The organism is Serratia symbiotica, assembly GCF_000821185.2.
Classification (GTDB): Bacteria; Pseudomonadota; Gammaproteobacteria; order Enterobacterales; family Enterobacteriaceae; genus Serratia; species Serratia symbiotica.
The window spans coordinates 2,433,199-2,448,779 of the sequence record NZ_CP050855.1 but is presented as its reverse complement, the minus strand read 5'-3'; the positions used below and the strand labels follow the sequence as shown (position 1 = coordinate 2,448,779).

Annotated in this window: 16 protein-coding genes; 8 read left to right on the top strand and 8 right to left on the bottom strand. The window is 54.0% G+C overall.

Annotated features, from left to right (window positions below; translation table 11 throughout):
• Positions 1 to 13: 13 nt before the first annotated feature.
• Positions 14 to 1,333: an IS4 family transposase gene (locus SYMBAF_RS12265; protein WP_040263633.1), complete on the bottom strand. Its 1,320-nt coding sequence runs from the start codon at positions 1,331 to 1,333 to the stop codon at positions 14 to 16.
• A gap of 271 nt (positions 1,334 to 1,604) precedes the next feature.
• On the opposite strand from SYMBAF_RS12265, the gene nrdR reads away from it, so the two are divergent.
• The 6 genes from nrdR (at position 1,605) to pgpA (ending at position 5,884) form a co-directional block, all read left to right on the top strand.
• Complete coding sequence (nrdR, locus tag SYMBAF_RS12260; RefSeq protein ID WP_040266882.1) at positions 1,605 to 2,054, top strand: transcriptional regulator NrdR; 450 nt, start codon at positions 1,605 to 1,607, stop codon at positions 2,052 to 2,054.
• An 11-nt stretch (positions 2,055 to 2,065) separates the two neighbouring features.
• A complete protein-coding gene (gene ribD / locus SYMBAF_RS12255; RefSeq protein ID WP_040266880.1) occupies positions 2,066 to 3,181 on the top strand; it encodes a bifunctional diaminohydroxyphosphoribosylaminopyrimidine deaminase/5-amino-6-(5-phosphoribosylamino)uracil reductase RibD in 1,116 nt (371 codons plus the stop codon).
• A 270-nt stretch (positions 3,182 to 3,451) separates the two neighbouring features.
• Positions 3,452 to 3,922, top strand: a complete 471-nt coding sequence (gene ribH, locus SYMBAF_RS12250; RefSeq protein ID WP_006709489.1) for a 6,7-dimethyl-8-ribityllumazine synthase — start codon at positions 3,452 to 3,454, stop codon at positions 3,920 to 3,922.
• Between the two features lie 20 nt (positions 3,923 to 3,942).
• Complete coding sequence (nusB, locus tag SYMBAF_RS12245; protein WP_006709490.1) at positions 3,943 to 4,359, top strand: transcription antitermination factor NusB; 417 nt, start codon at positions 3,943 to 3,945, stop codon at positions 4,357 to 4,359.
• Between the two features lie 51 nt (positions 4,360 to 4,410).
• Positions 4,411 to 5,406, top strand: coding sequence for a thiamine-phosphate kinase (gene thiL / locus SYMBAF_RS12240; protein ID WP_040266878.1), 996 nt, complete (start codon positions 4,411 to 4,413; stop codon positions 5,404 to 5,406).
• The gene (gene pgpA, locus SYMBAF_RS12235; protein WP_040266877.1) at positions 5,399 to 5,884 is read left to right on the top strand and encodes a phosphatidylglycerophosphatase A; all 486 of its coding nucleotides are present in this window, start codon (positions 5,399 to 5,401) and stop codon (positions 5,882 to 5,884) included. Before thiL ends, pgpA begins: the two co-directional genes overlap by 8 nt.
• A 143-nt stretch (positions 5,885 to 6,027) precedes the next feature.
• Here pgpA and dxs read toward each other — a convergent pair whose 3' ends face one another.
• The 3 genes from dxs to xseB all read right to left on the bottom strand — a co-directional run bounded on the left by dxs (position 6,028) and on the right by xseB (position 9,301).
• The gene (dxs, locus tag SYMBAF_RS12230) at positions 6,028 to 7,893 is read right to left on the bottom strand and encodes a 1-deoxy-D-xylulose-5-phosphate synthase (protein ID WP_040266875.1); all 1,866 of its coding nucleotides are present in this window, start codon (positions 7,891 to 7,893) and stop codon (positions 6,028 to 6,030) included.
• A gap of 218 nt (positions 7,894 to 8,111) precedes the next feature.
• Positions 8,112 to 9,032, bottom strand: coding sequence for a (2E,6E)-farnesyl diphosphate synthase (gene ispA, locus SYMBAF_RS12225; protein ID WP_040266874.1), 921 nt, complete (start codon positions 9,030 to 9,032; stop codon positions 8,112 to 8,114).
• Between the two features lie 5 nt (positions 9,033 to 9,037).
• Complete coding sequence (gene xseB, locus SYMBAF_RS12220; protein ID WP_006709495.1) at positions 9,038 to 9,301, bottom strand: exodeoxyribonuclease VII small subunit; 264 nt, start codon at positions 9,299 to 9,301, stop codon at positions 9,038 to 9,040.
• Between the two features lie 160 nt (positions 9,302 to 9,461).
• On the opposite strand from xseB, the gene thiI reads away from it, so the two are divergent.
• Complete coding sequence (gene thiI, locus SYMBAF_RS12215) at positions 9,462 to 10,910, top strand: tRNA uracil 4-sulfurtransferase ThiI (protein ID WP_040266872.1); 1,449 nt, start codon at positions 9,462 to 9,464, stop codon at positions 10,908 to 10,910.
• Between the two features lie 53 nt (positions 10,911 to 10,963).
• On the opposite strand, the gene yajL is transcribed toward thiI, so the two are convergent.
• Both yajL and panE read right to left on the bottom strand, forming a co-directional pair.
• Complete coding sequence (gene yajL, locus SYMBAF_RS12210) at positions 10,964 to 11,554, bottom strand: protein deglycase YajL (protein ID WP_040266870.1); 591 nt, start codon at positions 11,552 to 11,554, stop codon at positions 10,964 to 10,966.
• Positions 11,517 to 12,428, bottom strand: a complete 912-nt coding sequence (gene panE, locus SYMBAF_RS12205; RefSeq protein WP_040266869.1) for a 2-dehydropantoate 2-reductase — start codon at positions 12,426 to 12,428, stop codon at positions 11,517 to 11,519. The genes yajL and panE overlap by 38 nt, the downstream gene beginning before the upstream one ends.
• Before the next feature lie 166 nt (positions 12,429 to 12,594).
• On the opposite strand from panE, the gene SYMBAF_RS12200 reads away from it, so the two are divergent.
• Positions 12,595 to 13,086, top strand: a complete 492-nt coding sequence (locus SYMBAF_RS12200) for a YajQ family cyclic di-GMP-binding protein (RefSeq protein WP_040266867.1) — start codon at positions 12,595 to 12,597, stop codon at positions 13,084 to 13,086.
• A 31-nt stretch (positions 13,087 to 13,117) separates the two neighbouring features.
• Here SYMBAF_RS12200 and SYMBAF_RS12195 read toward each other — a convergent pair whose 3' ends face one another.
• Both SYMBAF_RS12195 and cyoE read right to left on the bottom strand, forming a co-directional pair.
• Entirely contained in the window at positions 13,118 to 14,482 is a 1,365-nt protein-coding gene (locus SYMBAF_RS12195; protein WP_040266865.1) for an MFS transporter, read from the bottom strand.
• A 197-nt stretch (positions 14,483 to 14,679) separates the two neighbouring features.
• A complete protein-coding gene (gene cyoE / locus SYMBAF_RS12190; protein ID WP_040266863.1) occupies positions 14,680 to 15,570 on the bottom strand; it encodes a heme o synthase in 891 nt (296 codons plus the stop codon).
• Positions 15,571 to 15,581 lie beyond the last annotated feature (11 nt).

Below are 15,581 nucleotides of genomic sequence, written 5' to 3'. Positions count from 1 at the left end.
GGCGTAATGCTTGTCAGTTAAGCTTTTGAGGACGCCGCAACGGGTAACGTTGCGGCTTCTTTTTTACCGCTCTTGGATAATGTCTTTGCCGTCGGGCTGGCAGGACGAAGCTTTCAGCCATCGCCAGGATTTCATTCATCACTTTCGGCACCTTTCCCGGAGCCACCGCTGGCAGTATGCTCAGTTGCGCTGTTAGATACAGTGCAGCCTGTTTAAACCCTATCTGGTAAGGCTCCACGTTTTTCAGGCTGTAAGCCATCTGTGCCATCATGAACCTCAGCAGGTTATAAGCCAGCACTACACCCCAGAGTTCCTGTCTTATTAGCTCTGGCTTTCTGCTTCTCAGCGTCAGTTCATTTTGCAACAGATGCTGTTTCATTTCTCTGAAGCCCTGCTCGATTTCCCAACGCTGCCCGTAAAGGTCAACGATATCAGCTTTAGGGTAACGTAACGGATCGCACATTGACGTCAGGATCTGTATTGTTTTTCCGTTGATTTCTTTACTTATCAACCTCGCCGTCAGTGTTTGAGGCGCATCTTTCCATTTCTTACGGGCCTGAGGGGGTAAGCTGAGTTCGACCAGTTCATGTCCTGCACCCAGCTTCTCGCGCACCTGATACTGCGCGCCTTTGCGCAGTGGGATCATCCAGTGTTTTTCTGTTCCTGATGACCACCAGTGGTGAAGCAACCCGAGTGCATAGAAGCCTTTATCCAGTATCGTCAGTGAGTGGTCCTGCGTCTGCCCGGCCAATTGAGCGGCAAGGTCAACTTCGCTGGTTTCTGACACGCTGCCAAAGCTCACACCGGATAACAGATGACTGGTCACTTCCATCTGACAGACCATACGCAGCTGTGGCCAGTCGGACTGGGCATACTCATTAGCTGTTCGTCCAAAAGCAGCATCATTTTCCGGCGTGTCCGGTGTTCTCCACAGAGTGCCGTCTACAGCCATCAATGTCAGACCGTTCCAGTGGGATAACGGTGTTTTCTCGAACCAGAGTTGGCGTGTTTTCTCGAAAACCAGTCTAACCACATCTTCCCCGAGCCGCTGACGGGCTTGTACCACGGCGCTGGGTGCGACAAAAGGACGCTTACCCGGCAGCATAATATCGAGATGTGAAACCAACTGATTCATGGAAAATGAGCGGAACAAGGACATACCGGCGACAGCCCAGACCATCATCTCCATGGGGAGACGGCGCTTGCGAAGCGTCACGACCCCGGTATCAGCCAGGCACTCATCGATAAGCTCAGGTGAGAGCAAATCAGACAGTGCAGCAAACTCTTTAGGAGAGAATTTAAGAACGGCATCAAGCGCCTGACTCAGTAACATAAAAAAATCCGTAATCTCAGGGAGATTACGGATTTTCACACAGAGGTAGGATCGTTCAAGTGATCCTTAACTGATCGGCATTACGCCGATTGGCGCTCTTTTTTTGCCCGGCTAACGGATGGGCGGCTTGTGAGCAGTAGTGACAATCAGCACATTGCTGAAGGCTCCATTGCGAAGCCTGGCCGATCACAACAAATGGCCGATGACCTTTGTTGTGGCCGCACTATCGCGTTAAACTGCCTAACTATGAAATCGTTTATCAGGACGTGTTATGCATTGCCCTTTCTGTGCCGCCGTTGATACCAAAGTCATTGATTCCCGCCTGGTGGGTGATGGTTCGCAGGTACGCCGCCGCCGTCAGTGTCTGATGTGTAGCGAACGCTTTACTACCTTTGAGGTGGCTGAGCTGGTGATGCCACGGGTGATTAAAAGCAGTGAGGTGCGCGAGCCATTCGATGAAAACAAACTGCGTCGCGGCATGCTGAAGGCGCTGGAAAAACGCCCGGTGAGTGCGGATGATGTGGAAAATGCCATCAATCATATCAAATCACAGCTACGCGCTATGGGGGAACGAGAAGTGCCGACCAAGCTGGTCGGCAATCTGGTGATGGAGGCGCTGAAAAAATTGGATAAGGTAGCTTATATCCGCTTTGCATCGGTATACCGCAGTTTTGAAGATATCCGCGAATTCGGCGAAGAGATCGCCCGCCTACAGGACTGAAGGAGCAGGGGATGCAAAGTGACGAATTTTACATGGCGCGTGCTTTTAAACTGGCGCGGCTGGGGCGTTTTACCACTGCCCCTAATCCCAACGTTGGCTGTGTTATTGTGCGCGATGGCGAAATCGTGGGTGAAGGGTATCATCTACGCGCTGGTGAACCCCACGCAGAAGTGCATGCACTGTGCATGGCGGGAGAAAAGGCGCGTGGTGCCACCGCCTATGTCACGCTTGAACCGTGCAGCCATCATGGCCGCACGCCGCCGTGCGCCGATGCGTTGGTTGCAGCTGGCGTCAGCCGGGTGGTCACCGCGATGCAGGATCCCAATCCACAGGTGGCGGGGCGTGGGTTGTACCAATTGCAGCAGGCTGGTATCGAGGTGTGTCACGGCTTGATGCTGGCGGAAGCCGAAGCAGTGAATCCGGGCTTTCTGAAACGTATGCGCACCGGATTCCCTTATGTGCAACTTAAGCTTGCGGTATCGCTGGATGGCCGCACGGCGATGGCCTCCGGTGAAAGCCAATGGATCACCTCCTCTCAGGCTCGCCAAGACGTACAGCGTCTACGCGCGCAAAGCGCGGCGATCCTCAGTACCAGCGCCACCGTATTGGCAGACGATCCTGCGCTGACGGTGCGTTGGGATGAGCTGGATGCCGAAACGCAAAGCCTATATCCGCAGGAAAACCTGCGCCAGCCATGGCGTATTATCCTTGACAGCCAGAACCGCGTGACGCCGCAGCATCGGGTAGTGCAACAGCCGGGCGCTACCTGGCTGGCGCGCCTACAGCCAGATAAACAGGCTTGGCCGCAGGATGTTGAACAGTTGATCTTTCCAGCGCACGGTGGCGGCGTCGATCTGGTGGTGATGATGATGCATCTGGCGAAGCGCCAAGTGAACTCAATCTGGGTCGAAGCGGGCGCTCAATTGTCCGGTGCGCTGCTCCAGGCCGGGCTAGTAGATGAGCTAGTTCTGTACCTCGCCCCAAAACTGTTGGGTGATGATGGCCGGGGTCTGTGTCATCTGCCGGGACTTGAGCAACTGGCTGATGCGCCTGAGTTTGTTTTCAGCGAGGTGCGGCAAGTCGGGCCTGATCTGCGCCTGCGGCTCAGGGCTAAGTACGGAATATAATGTGCGGCGAGGGGCGAAACTGCCCGTGCAGGCAGATATACCCCAAATCATTGGCGTGGCATCAATGTGGCAAGGGCGTTTATCCAATGAGTCAGTGCTTATCCCAGTAGGCATACATTATTGCAGCCAGTCTGGATCAGGACAGCGCGCAACAGCCGATGCAACTTGAAGTATCACGGGTATAGATGCAGCTTCAAGTATGACGGGTATAAAGGATATGATAGAATCCGCCCCCTTGTGGGATACTGAACCCTTTTTTAAGGAAAGCCTATGAAAATTATCGAAGGTGTTATTGCGACTCCAGATGCCCGTGTAGCGATCGCAATTGCACGTTTTAACAATTTCATCAACGGCAGCCTGCTGCAAGGTGCCAGCGACGCACTAAAGCGCATCGGTCAGGTTGCTGACGACAACATCACCGTGGTCTGGGTTCCAGGGGCTTACGAGTTGCCGTTGGCTGTGCGCGTACTGGCCAACACGGGCAAATATGACGCAGTTATCGCATTGGGTACCGTTATCCGTGGGGGGACTGCGCACTTCGAATATGTGGCGGGTGAAGCTAGCTCCGGCATCGGGAGTGTTGCTTTGAACACTGAAGTCCCGGTTGCCTTTGGCGTGCTGACCACTGAAAGCATTGAACAGGCTATCGAACGTGCTGGCACCAAAGCGGGCAACAAAGGTGCTGAAGCTGCGCTGACTGCACTTGAAATGATTAATGTTATCAAAGCTATTAAAGCCTGAATTTAGTTAAGGGGAATTCCGTGAAACCTGCTGCTCGTCGTCGCGCTCGTGAGTGCGCTGTTCAAGCGCTTTACTCTTGGCAGTTGTCTAAAAATGACATCGCCGATGTTGAACACCAGTTCCTGACGGAGCAGGATGTCAACGGTGTTGACATCGCCTATTTTCGCGAGTTGTTTTCCGGCGTAGCGGTGAATGCAGGTATGCTGGATACGCTGATGGTTCCCTATTTGTCGCGCCAGCTTGACGAACTGGGCCAGGTGGAGCGTGCAGTTTTGCGCATTGCGCTGTTTGAGCTGAAAATGCGTGAAGACGTTCCTTACAAAGTGGCCATCAATGAAGCGATCGAATTGGCGAAAACCTTCGGCGCTGAGGATAGCCACAAGTTTGTGAATGGCGTGCTGGATAAAGCGGCACCCACTATTCGCAAGAAAAAATAAAAGTTAGGGGCGGCATGCCCGGCCTTAACTGCTGTTACTGGAATATCGACCATGGCATGCAGCGAATTTGACCTCATTGCTCGCTATTTTAACCGGATTGAACACTTACGCCGGGACGTACAGTTGGGCATTGGAGATGACTGCGCACTTCTTACAGTGGCAGAAAAACAGCTTTTGGCCGTCAGTACCGACACTCTGGTTGCTGGCATTCACTTTCTACCGGATATCGCTCCGGCCGATCTCGGCCGCAAGGCGCTGGCGGTTAACCTAAGCGATCTGGCAGCGATGGGGGCCGATCCAGCCTGGCTTTCACTGGCACTCACGCTACCTAAAGTGGATGAAGCGTGGCTTAAGGCATTTAGCGACAGCCTATTCGAACAGCTTGATTACTACGGCATGCAGTTGATTGGTGGTGATACCACGCGTGGCCCGCTGAGCATGACGCTGACTATCCAGGGGTTGATCCCGGCTGGGCGAGCGCTGACCCGCAGCGGCGCGCGTATTGGCGACTGGATCTACGTTACCGGCACGTTGGGCGATAGCGCCGCCGGTTTAGCGATTATTCAGGGGCGCCTACAAGTTACGGATGCACAAGCCCGTGATTACTTGATTGGCCGTCACCTGTGGCCGCAGCCTCGGGTATTACAGGGCCAGGCGCTACGCGATCTGGCCAGTTCGGCGATCGACATCTCCGATGGTTTGATCGCTGATCTGAGGCATGTGCTGAAGGCCAGCGAATGTGGTGCGCGTATCGATTTGGATGAATTACCGCTGTCGCAGATGCTGAGTCGTCACGCGGATGCCGAACAGGCATTGTACTGGGGGCTGACGGGTGGCGAGGATTACGAACTGTGTTTCACTGTGCCGGAGATCAACCGTGGCGCGCTGGAAGTGGCATTGAGCCACCTCGGCGCGGACTACACTTGCATTGGTCAGATTTGCCCGCTGTCGGAAGGTATCAAATTCTATCGCCATGATCAGGTGGTGGAACTGGCGTGGAAAGGTTATGACCATTTCAGCCCTGGGCAGGGTGGGGTTTATGGATGAAGCCAAACGTCGCCTGCGGATGAGCAATCCATGGCACCTGCTGGCTACCGGCTTTGGCAGCGGTTTGTCATCGGTGATGCCGGGTACCATAGGGTCGCTGGCGGCGATCCCGTTCTGGCTACTGCTGATCCAGCTACCGTGGCAATTGTATTTGCTACTGCTGATGTTCAGCATCTGCATTGGTGTTTATCTCTGCCATCAGACCGCCAAAGACATGCGGGTGCACGATCACGGCAGCATCGTTTGGGATGAGTTTGTCGGTATGTGGATCACGCTGATGGCGCTGCCAGTTAATAATTGGCAGTGGGTGATCGCCGGTTTGGTGATTTTCCGCATTCTGGATATAGGGAAACCCTGGCCGATCCGCTGGTTTGATCGCAATGTGCAGGGCGGAATGGGCATCATGATCGATGACATCGTCGCCGGGGTGTTGTCAGCCGGTATTATCTACCTGATAGGCCACTACCAGCCAATGTGAACGTCATGAGCACGTTGATTTATGGTGGCTAAGGGCCTCCCAACTGTTTTCATTAGGCGTCACGGGAAATATTCCAAATGACGTTTTCATAGGCAGATTTTCGCCAAAAACAAATATGCCCCAGCAAATGGGGCAAGAAAGCGTTATTGTGCCAACCAGCTTTCGATCTGGCGTTGAATGCCAGCGGCATCCAACGCCAGGTCGGCGCGCACTTCTTCCTGGCTACCTTGTGGCACGAAGCTGTCCGGTAGGCCGATATTTAGCACCGCAACCGGGCGGCAGCGGGCCATCAGTAACTCATTGACGCCGCTGCCAGCGCCGCCGATGACGGCGTTTTCTTCCAGCGTCACCAGCACCTCGTGGCTGGCGGCCATTTCCAGCACCAACTGTTCGTCCAGCGGTTTGACAAAGCGCATGTCCACCAGCGTGGCGTCGAGCACTTCCGCCGCCTGAGCGGCTTCCGGCAGCAAGGTACCGAAATTAAGGATAGCGATGTTCTTACCGGCGCGGCGCACTCTGCCTTTACCGATCGGCAGCATGTTGAGTGGCTCCAGCGTTGCGCCAGTGCCGGTGCCGCGTGGGTAGCGCACTGCGCTTGGGCCATCGTTGTAGTGATAGCCGGTGTATAACATCTGGCGGCACTCGTTCTCATCGCTCGGCGTCATGATCACCATGGTCGGGATACAACGCAGGAACGACAAATCGAAAGCGCCCTGATGGGTCTGGCCGTCAGCGCCAACGATACCACCGCGATCAATGGCGAACATCACCGGGAGTTGTTGGATTGCCACATCGTGGATCAGTTGATCGTAGGCGCGTTGCAAGAAGGTGGAGTAGATCGCCACTACTGGCTTGTAGCCGCCGATTGCCAGCCCAGCGGCGAAGGTTACCGCGTGCTGCTCGGCGATCGCTACGTCAAAATATTGTTGTGGGTAGTCACGCGAGAATTGCACCATGCCGGAACCCTCACGCATCGCTGGCGTAATGGCCATCAGCGCGCTATCTTTGGCGGCCGTTTCACACAACCAGTCACCAAAAATTTTTGAATAGCTCGGCAAGCTGCCGACGATCGTCGGCAGCTTGCCACTGGCTGGATCGAACTTTGGCACCGAGTGGAAGCTGATCGGGTCTTTTTCCGCTGGTGCATAGCCCCGGCCTTTCTTCGTCATGATGTGCAGTAGCTGCGGGCCTTTCAGGTCACGCATGTTTTTCAACGTGGCGACCAGGTTATGGACATCGTGGCCGTCAACCGGGCCGATATAATTGAAGCCTAGTTCTTCGAACAATGTACCGGGAACCACCATACCTTTCAGGTGTTCTTCGGTGCGTTTCACCAGTTCTTTGATTGGCGGTAGGCCGGACAGCACTTTTTTACCCCCCTCGCGTAACGTGGTGTATAGCTTGCCGGAGAGCAACTGCGCCAGATGGTTATTCAGCGCCCCGACATTCTCCGAGATCGACATCTCGTTATCGTTTAACACCACCAGTATATCCGGGTTGATGTCTCCGGCGTGGTTCATCGCTTCAAACGCCATGCCAGCGGTAATAGCACCATCGCCGATCACGCACAGGGTGCGGCGGCCCAGCCCCTCACGCTGCGCTGCCACCGCCATGCCGAGGCCAGCGCTGATCGAGGTTGACGAATGGCCGACCGACAGCACATCGTATTCGCTTTCGGCACGCCAAGGGAAGGGATGCAGGCCGCCTTTTTGACGGATGGTGGCGATACGGTCACGGCGACCGGTTAAAATTTTATGTGGGTAGGCTTGGTGGCCAACATCCCACACCAGGCGATCGAACGGCGTATGGTAGACATAGTGTAACGCCACCGTCAGTTCGACGGTACCTAGCCCGGAGGCGAAGTGGCCGCTGGAGCGGCTGACGCTGTCTAGCAAGTATTGCCGCAGTTCATCACACAGCTTCGGCAAGCTCTCTTTGGGTAGCAAACGGAGTTCATGGGGATCCTCCGCTAGCGCTAAGGTTGGGTATTTGGCTATATCAATACTCATTCGATACTCATATCAGAGGAGTTTACCCTTCATCTTTCAAGTTGCAGCGGCGTTGGCCACCTTCGATTACCTGGCCCCTCTATGGGCCAGGCCTCTTACGGGGGCGTTGCTAGCAGTACTCAAATCTGCTCGCGGTAGATTTGTCACCTCAGTGACTAAGTTATCGCTCAGTCACCACCTAGCCGCAGATTGAAATCTATTGGGTATAATGTCACACGTTAATTGTCGCGTTTAATAATAAAACTAGCTAGTGCTCGCAATGGCGCTGTGTCATAAGATTGCGCCGCCAAAGCATTTAATGCAGCTAATGCTTCCTGATAGAGTTCCCACGCCTTAGCCTTTGCGTAGTCAAGCCCCAACAAGGCGGGATAGGTACTTTTGCGGTGTTGCTGATCCGCTCCTTGACGTTTGCCGATTTTTTCGGTTTCACCGATAACATCTAAAATGTCGTCTTGCACTTGAAATGCCAGGCCGATGGCAGCGGCGTAACGGTCAAGCAGTGGCAGGGCCGCCCGACCGGAACTACCGGCGGCCAGAGCGCCAAGACGAATTGCTGCACGGATCAGGGCACCGGTTTTGTGACGGTGGATCTGCTCCAGCGCTGCCAAGCCGATTTGCTTGCCCTCGGCGTCCAGATCCATCGACTGGCCACCGCACATGCCGGCTACGCCGCTGGCAGCCGCCAGCTCGGAGACCATCGCTAATCGATCACGCAACGCTACGTCGGGCATCTCGGCGTCGGCCAAAATGGAAAAGGCCAGACTTTGCAGTGCATCCCCAGCCAGAATGGCGTTGGCTTCGCCAAATTTGATATGGCAGGTCGGCTGACCACGGCGTAGATCGTCGTTGTCCATCGCCGGCAGATCGTCATGGATCAGCGAATAGGCATGAATGCACTCGACTGCGGCGGCTGGTGCATCCAGGTTATTCTGTGCAATGCCAAACATTTGCCCGGTGGTGTAAACCAAGAATGGACGCAGGCGTTTGCCACCCAGCAGCGCGCCGTGACGCATTGACGCCACCAAATCGCCATCGTTGAATGGCAAAGGTGCGATGAAATCCAGCAGCGTGCGATCAGCGCGCTGGCGGAAAGCCAGCAACTGATCGGCAAAGGCGGCGGATTTGCCGATCTCAGGCATGGGTGTTACTCGGTATCCGGGGTGAAAGGTACCAGCGGTGCATCTTCGGCGCTGTCGTTAAGTAGCATTTGTACACGTTGTTCTGCCTGTTGCAGCTTTTGCTGGCCCTGACGCGCCAACTGTACGCCGCGTTCGAATTCACTCAGCGCGTCTTCCAGCGGCAATTCACCGGATTCCAGACGTGTCACGATGTTTTCCAACTCGTTAAGGGAGCTTTCAAAATGGGTGCTTTTATTTTTACCGCCTGATTTTGAATTATTTTTTTGCATAATCTTCTTTTTACATCATCATGTGAACCAGGGTCTCAGAGACTATCCTAGCGGATCTTGATTAGCAAATCATGGTGCATATGTATGGAATTCTGCGCTGAGCCTAGTGATAGGGTGATATACTCCGCGCCGGAATTCTTATCTGACAACAAAGATCGCCATGAAGTTTATCATTAAATTATTTCCGGAAATCACCATCAAGAGCCAATCTGTGCGTTTGCGCTTTATCAAGATCCTCTCGACCAATATTCGCAACGTCCTAAAGCAGTATGATGAAACGCTGGCGGTAGTCCGTCACTGGGATCATATTGAAGTTCGTGCCAAAGATGAAAAACAGCAGCCAGTGATTGCCGACGCGCTGACACGCATTCCCGGTATCCATCATATTCTGGCAGTGGATGATCGCACCTATACCGATGTTCACCACATTTTTGAACAGACGCTGGCCGCTTACCGTGAGCAGTTGGTAGGGAAAACCTTCTGTGTGCGGGTTAAACGCCGAGGTAAGCAGGATTTCAACTCGCAGGATCTAGAGCGCTATGTTGGCGGTGGGTTGAACCAGCATATTGAAAGTGCATGCGTGAATCTCTCCTGCCCACAGGTGACGGTGAATCTGGAAATTGAAGACAACAAGCTGATGTTGGTCAAGGGGCGCAGCGAGGGCATCGGTGGTTATCCCGTTGGCACTCAGGATGATGTGCTGTCGCTGATCTCCGGCGGTTTTGATTCAGGCGTGTCCAGCTATATGCTGATGCGTCGTGGCTGCCGTGTGCATTTCTGTTTCTTCAACCTAGGCGGCGCGGCGCATGAGATCGGCGTCAAGCAGGTAGCTCACTACCTGTGGAACCGCTTCGCCAGCTCGCACAAGGTGCGTTTCGTTGCCATCGACTTTGAGCCAGTGGTGGGCGAAATACTGGAGAAGGTCGACGACGGTCAGATGGGTGTGGTGTTGAAGCGCATGATGGTGCGCGCTGCTTCACAGATTGCCGAACGTTACGGGGTGCAGGCGCTGGTGACCGGTGAGGCGCTGGGTCAGGTATCAAGTCAGACACTGACCAACCTGCGTCTGATCGATAATGCCTCGGATACGCTGATTTTGCGTCCGCTGATTTCCCATGACAAAGAGCACATCATTAAAGTAGCGCGTGAGATAGGCACCGAAGATTTCGCCAAAACCATGCCTGAATATTGCGGCGTGATTTCGAAAAGCCCTACGGTAAAGGCCATCAAAGCCAAAATCGAGGAAGAGGAAAGTCACTTCGACTTTTCTATTCTCGATCGGGTGGTGAGCGAAGCGAAAAACGTCGATATCCGCACCATCGCCGAGCAAGCGCAGGAGCAGGTTGCCGAAGTAGAAACCGTCGTGGACTTTGGCGCGGATGATGTGATCCTCGATATCCGTTCAAACGATGAGCAGGAAGACAAACCGCTACAATTGGCGCAAGTTGAAGTGAAACCCTTGCCGTTCTATAAGCTCGGCAGCCAATTCGGCACCCTGGATCAGAGCAAGACTTACCTGCTGTATTGCGAGCGCGGTGTGATGAGCCGCCTGCAAGCGCTGTACCTGCTTGAGCAGGGCTATAGTAATGTGAAAGTTTATCGCCCCTAATCCACTTCAATTATTTGGGGGATTTTATATTTTGCTCGCAGAACAGAAAATGCTTAATCGCGGAAATCGTACATCCCCGGGATCAGCACCAGTTGCGCGGCGATCTCCGCCGCTTTGGCTTTGCCGAGCAGCAAATCGATCAGCTTTAGCGCAAATTCCATCGCAGTTCCCGGCCCCTGGCTGGTGAGCAAATTAACGCGCGCGTCATACACTACCCGCCGCTCTAGCCATTTGTTCGCCGGGATTTGCTCTTTTAGGCCGGGAAAGCTGGTCATATTGCCGATCGGGAACAGATCGTGGTGCTGCAATACCAGCGCGGGCGCGGCACAAATGGCCGCCACGATGTTGCCCTGCAAGTGTGTCTGACGCACCTTTTCTACCAGCAGCGGGCTGTCGCGGAAGCATTCGGCACCTTGCATCCCACCGGGTAGCACGATAGCGTTAAAGGGCTGATCAGCGATCGATACCAGCGGCGTGTCGGCCAGTAGTTTCACGCCGCGCGAGCAGACAATGGTTAGGTCGCCATCGGCAGCTACGCTGGCGGTGGTGACTTTGACGCCGGCCCGCACCAACAAATCGATGGTGGTGACGGCTTCGGTTTCTTCACTACCCGGTGCCAGGCAGACCAGTGCTGATACGCTCATATTCATTTTCCTTTCGCTTAACAAATTCAAATAGCCGCGTGTTTTCCGGTAAGGTAATGCCGTGGTGGTGCGCGCGTCGTAGCAGGTAGCCGGTAATATAGTCAATCTCGGTAGGTCGCTGGGTGCGAATGTCTTGCAGCATTGAGGAGATGTTATCCGCTGTGCTCTGAATCACTGCCATGACATACTGCCTCAGCGTGTCATCAGCGGTGTGGTAGCCTTCTCGCTCCATCACGCTGGCGACTTCGTGACAGATAGCCGCAATCTGTTGCGGATAGCGCTGTAGCTCGCCGTTGCGGCAATCGTATAGCGCTGTCAACGGATTGATCACGCAGTTGACTGCCAGTTTGAGCCAGCTTGCCGAGGCGATGTTGTTATGCCAAACGACGTTGGGCAAAGCCTGATGCAACACCTCCGCCACATGGTTGAGGTGTTGCGCCGCTGGCGATGTCGGGCCGATGTGAGTGGTGCCACTGGCGACATGAACAATGCTGTTGCCGTCATGGCGCGCTGCGTGGGTGGTAGTGCCTGCAAGCATTGGCTGAGTGCTTGGCGGCAGTTCATCCTGGGTGCCCATGCCGTTATGTAACAGCAGAATGGCGCAGTTGGCGTTAAGCTTTGGCAGCAGTGGACTGACGGTGGCGGAAACCTGCCAGGCTTTCAGCGTAACCAGCAGTAGCTCACTGTGCGCCAAATGGTCAAAATTGTTGGCAGGCAAAGTGTGGTTGCACCAGGTCCCATCAGGTTCGATCACCTTCACTGGGCAGAAGGGCTGTGGCACCCTTAACCATCCCTGTACATCGTGACCCTGCTGATACAGCCGCGAGAACCACAGTTGTCCGAGCGCACCGCAACCAAGAATAGTTATTTTCATCTAGACTCCTTGGCAATACCGCTCAATGACTGGCAGTTAAATTTAGACTTTGCTGCTACCCTAGGCATTATCCATGGGGCATTCTGCAGATTTTGCCTGATAGGGTAAAGCGGTTATCATATACGGCATTAAAATTGTCTAAGGTATTCATTCAGGAGGAAGAAGTATGCCATCTTTCGACATTGTTTCTGAAATTGATATGCAGGAAGTGCGTAACGCCGTTGAAAACGCCTCGCGCGATCTCAGTACCCGCTGGGATTTTCGTAATGTGCCAGCCAGCTTTGAATTGAACGAGAAAAACGAAAGCATCAAGGTTGCCAGTGGATCCGATTTCCAGGTGCAGCAGTTGCTCGATATTTTGCGCGAAAAGTTAAGTAAGCGCAGCATCGAAGGCGGCGCGTTGGAGATCCCGGACGAACTGACTCACAGCGGAAAAACCTTCAGCGTGGATGCCAAGCTGAAGCAGGGTATCGACACTATCCAGGCGAAGAAAATCGTCAAGCTGATTAAAGACAGCAAGCTGAAGGTCCAGGCGCAGATCCAGGGCGATGAAGTGCGCGTGACCGGTAAATCGCGCGACGACCTGCAAAGCGTGATGGCGCTGGTGCGTGGCGCGGATCTGGAGCAGCCATTCCAGTTCAAGAACTTCCGCGATTAACCAACCAGAGCCAGTATATTGGCTCTGGTTTTTATCGTGAATTCATTAGCGCTTCAAGTTGGCTTCGGCTGGTCTGTTTGATATCGACCTTGATGTAGGCGCTGCGCTCTTCCGGCAGTACAATCGCTTCCGCCACGCCGGGCTGGGCTTTCAGGCGGCTTTCCAGCGCTGAATCTTTCACCGCCAGTGCTGACAGTGTGATGCGTAGGCTACTGACGTAAGGGGGTTCTTTCATGGTGCTACTGATCAGGAACCAGAGAGCGGCAAGCACCGCGCCGGCGATAAACACCAGCCCTGCGCCTTGCAGGCTATATAACCAACCGCCCAGGCTGCCACCGATCGCCACACCGATAAATTGGCTGGTGGAGTAAGCCCCCATTGCGGTACCCTTATAGCCGGCTGGCGATTCTTTACTGATCAACGAAGGCAGGATCGCCTCCATCACGTTAAATGCCATAAAGAACAACTGCACGCCAGTAATGATGCCCCACAGGTGAGCGTTGGACAGCCATAGCAGTACTTCAGCGCAGAACAGCATCGCCACGCAGCCCATGAACACCTGCTTCATGCGGCGATATTTCTCGGCGTAGATAATGAAAGGCAGCACGGTGGCGAACGACACCAGCATAGTGACCAGATAGACTTTCCAATGTTCGCAGGCTGCCAACCCGGCTTTTTCCATCGCCAATGGTAGCGCCACGAAGCTCGACATCAGCAGAATATGCAGGCACATGATACCGACGTTGAGTTTCAGTAGCCGCGAATTGCTTAGCACCTTGCTGAAGCTGCCGCGCACCATGCTTGACTCACGGTTCAGCACGTGGTGATCGGCAGAAGGTACGATAGCCAGGATTATCACGATGCCAGCAAGAGCCAGCACGGCGATCATCCAGAACAGCGCATGCAGGCCAAAGGCATGGGTAACGATTGGCCCCAGTACCATCGCGATGGCAAAGGTAATGCCGAAGCTTACGCCAATAAACGCCATGGCTTTAGTGCGGTTTTGTTCACGAGTCAGATCGGATAACAGTGCCATCACCGCCGCCGCAATGGCACCGGAACCTTGCAGTGCCCGGCCGAGGATCACACCCCAAATAGAGTCAGTGGTTGCGGCGATCATGCTGCCAGTTGCAAAGATCAACAACCCACAGACGATCAGCGGTTTGCGGCCAACACGATCGGAAATCAGGCCGAACGGAATTTGAAATACTGCTTGTGCCAAGCCATAGATGCCGATGGCAATGCCGATCAGCGCCTCGCTGGCACCGTTGAGCACCATGCCGTAGGTAGTTAACACCGGCAGCACCATAAACATGCCGAGCATGCGCAGTGAGAACACGGTACCCAGCCCCCAGGTGGCGCGCAGCTCCAGTGGGGTCATTGTATTATCGTTCACATCAAACCTCGGTAAAAACTCTTCTATCAGGCATTTGAAGATAGTGCCTAAGAGAAGGGACTCTATGCTGCGTCATTTTAGTGTGAAGGGCGGGGAGGGTAAACCTAATGTTGTTTAACAGATATTTCCGTTTGGCCACTTTTCGCAGAGAGAAATAAAATGAGCCGCAGAAGCGGCTCATCTACAGCCAATTTGGTTTACCGGACGTAGGTTACCAGCGCTCCTGGCATAGCTGTGACACTGAAGTCGATCGACATCATCACGCTCAGAGAAATGATGGCAACGATAGAGAACACAAACAATTTGCGCGCCCAGATGCTGTCATTTTCGGTTTTGTAACCGCGTAGTGCCATGCCCAGCCACCATGCGCTCACCGCTGCAGCGACGAGCAGGTACTTGTAGCCAGCGTAGCCGCTCAGGGTCAACATCAGCGTGGCGATCATAAACGCTAGGATATAAACAGTGATATGATTTTTGGCGACGGAGATACCCTTCACCACAGGCAGTACTGGGATGTTAGCCGCTTGGTAATCTTTAAAGCGGAAAATGGCGATCGCATAGGAATGCGGCATCTGCCACAAGCTAAAGATGGCCAGCAGGATCAATGCACCAGTGTCAAGCTCGTTGGTCACCGCACAGTAGCCGATAACCGGTGGTGCGGCACCCGACAAGCTACCTATCAGCGTGCCATATACCGAATGACGTTTCATGTACAGGCTGTAAACGCCAACATAAACCACGAAGCCCATCACCGCCAGCCACATGGCCAACGGATTAGCACCGATATACAGCAACGCAAGACCCACAATACCTAGAACGGTAGCATAAACCAGGGTGACACTCGGTGCGATCAGACCTCTGACCAGTACCCGGTTCTTCGTTCTCTCCATTTTCTTATCGATGTCGCGATCGATGTAGTTGTTAAACACACAGCCTGAGGCGACCACCAACGAGACACCCAGCAGGGTAGCAAGGAACAAGGGATAATCGATGCTGCCTTTGGAGGCAAGCAGGAATCCCCCAACGACAGAAATTAAATTGCCGAAAATAATTCCTGGTTTAGTGACTTGCAGGTATTGCTTAATCATCACGTGCAGCT

Bases quoted from the DNA above. Each gene is read 5' to 3' on its own strand.
- SYMBAF_RS12265 (WP_040263633.1), bottom strand. From the start codon at position 1,333: ATGTTACTGAGTCAGGCGCTTGATGCCGTTCTTAAATTCTCTCCTAAA.
- nrdR (WP_040266882.1), top strand. From the start codon at position 1,605: ATGCATTGCCCTTTCTGTGCCGCCGTTGATACCAAAGTCATTGATTCC.
- ribD (WP_040266880.1), top strand. From the start codon at position 2,066: ATGCAAAGTGACGAATTTTACATGGCGCGTGCTTTTAAACTGGCGCGG.
- ribH (WP_006709489.1), top strand. From the start codon at position 3,452: ATGAAAATTATCGAAGGTGTTATTGCGACTCCAGATGCCCGTGTAGCG.
- thiL (WP_040266878.1), top strand. From the start codon at position 4,411: ATGGCATGCAGCGAATTTGACCTCATTGCTCGCTATTTTAACCGGATT.
- pgpA (WP_040266877.1), top strand. From the start codon at position 5,399: ATGGATGAAGCCAAACGTCGCCTGCGGATGAGCAATCCATGGCACCTG.
- dxs (WP_040266875.1), bottom strand. From the start codon at position 7,893: ATGAGTATTGATATAGCCAAATACCCAACCTTAGCGCTAGCGGAGGAT.
- ispA (WP_040266874.1), bottom strand. From the start codon at position 9,032: ATGCCTGAGATCGGCAAATCCGCCGCCTTTGCCGATCAGTTGCTGGCT.
- xseB (WP_006709495.1), bottom strand. From the start codon at position 9,301: ATGCAAAAAAATAATTCAAAATCAGGCGGTAAAAATAAAAGCACCCAT.
- thiI (WP_040266872.1), top strand. From the start codon at position 9,462: ATGAAGTTTATCATTAAATTATTTCCGGAAATCACCATCAAGAGCCAA.
- yajL (WP_040266870.1), bottom strand. From the start codon at position 11,554: ATGAGCGTATCAGCACTGGTCTGCCTGGCACCGGGTAGTGAAGAAACC.
- panE (WP_040266869.1), bottom strand. From the start codon at position 12,428: ATGAAAATAACTATTCTTGGTTGCGGTGCGCTCGGACAACTGTGGTTC.
- SYMBAF_RS12200 (WP_040266867.1), top strand. From the start codon at position 12,595: ATGCCATCTTTCGACATTGTTTCTGAAATTGATATGCAGGAAGTGCGT.
- cyoE (WP_040266863.1), bottom strand. From the start codon at position 15,570: ATGATTAAGCAATACCTGCAAGTCACTAAACCAGGAATTATTTTCGGC.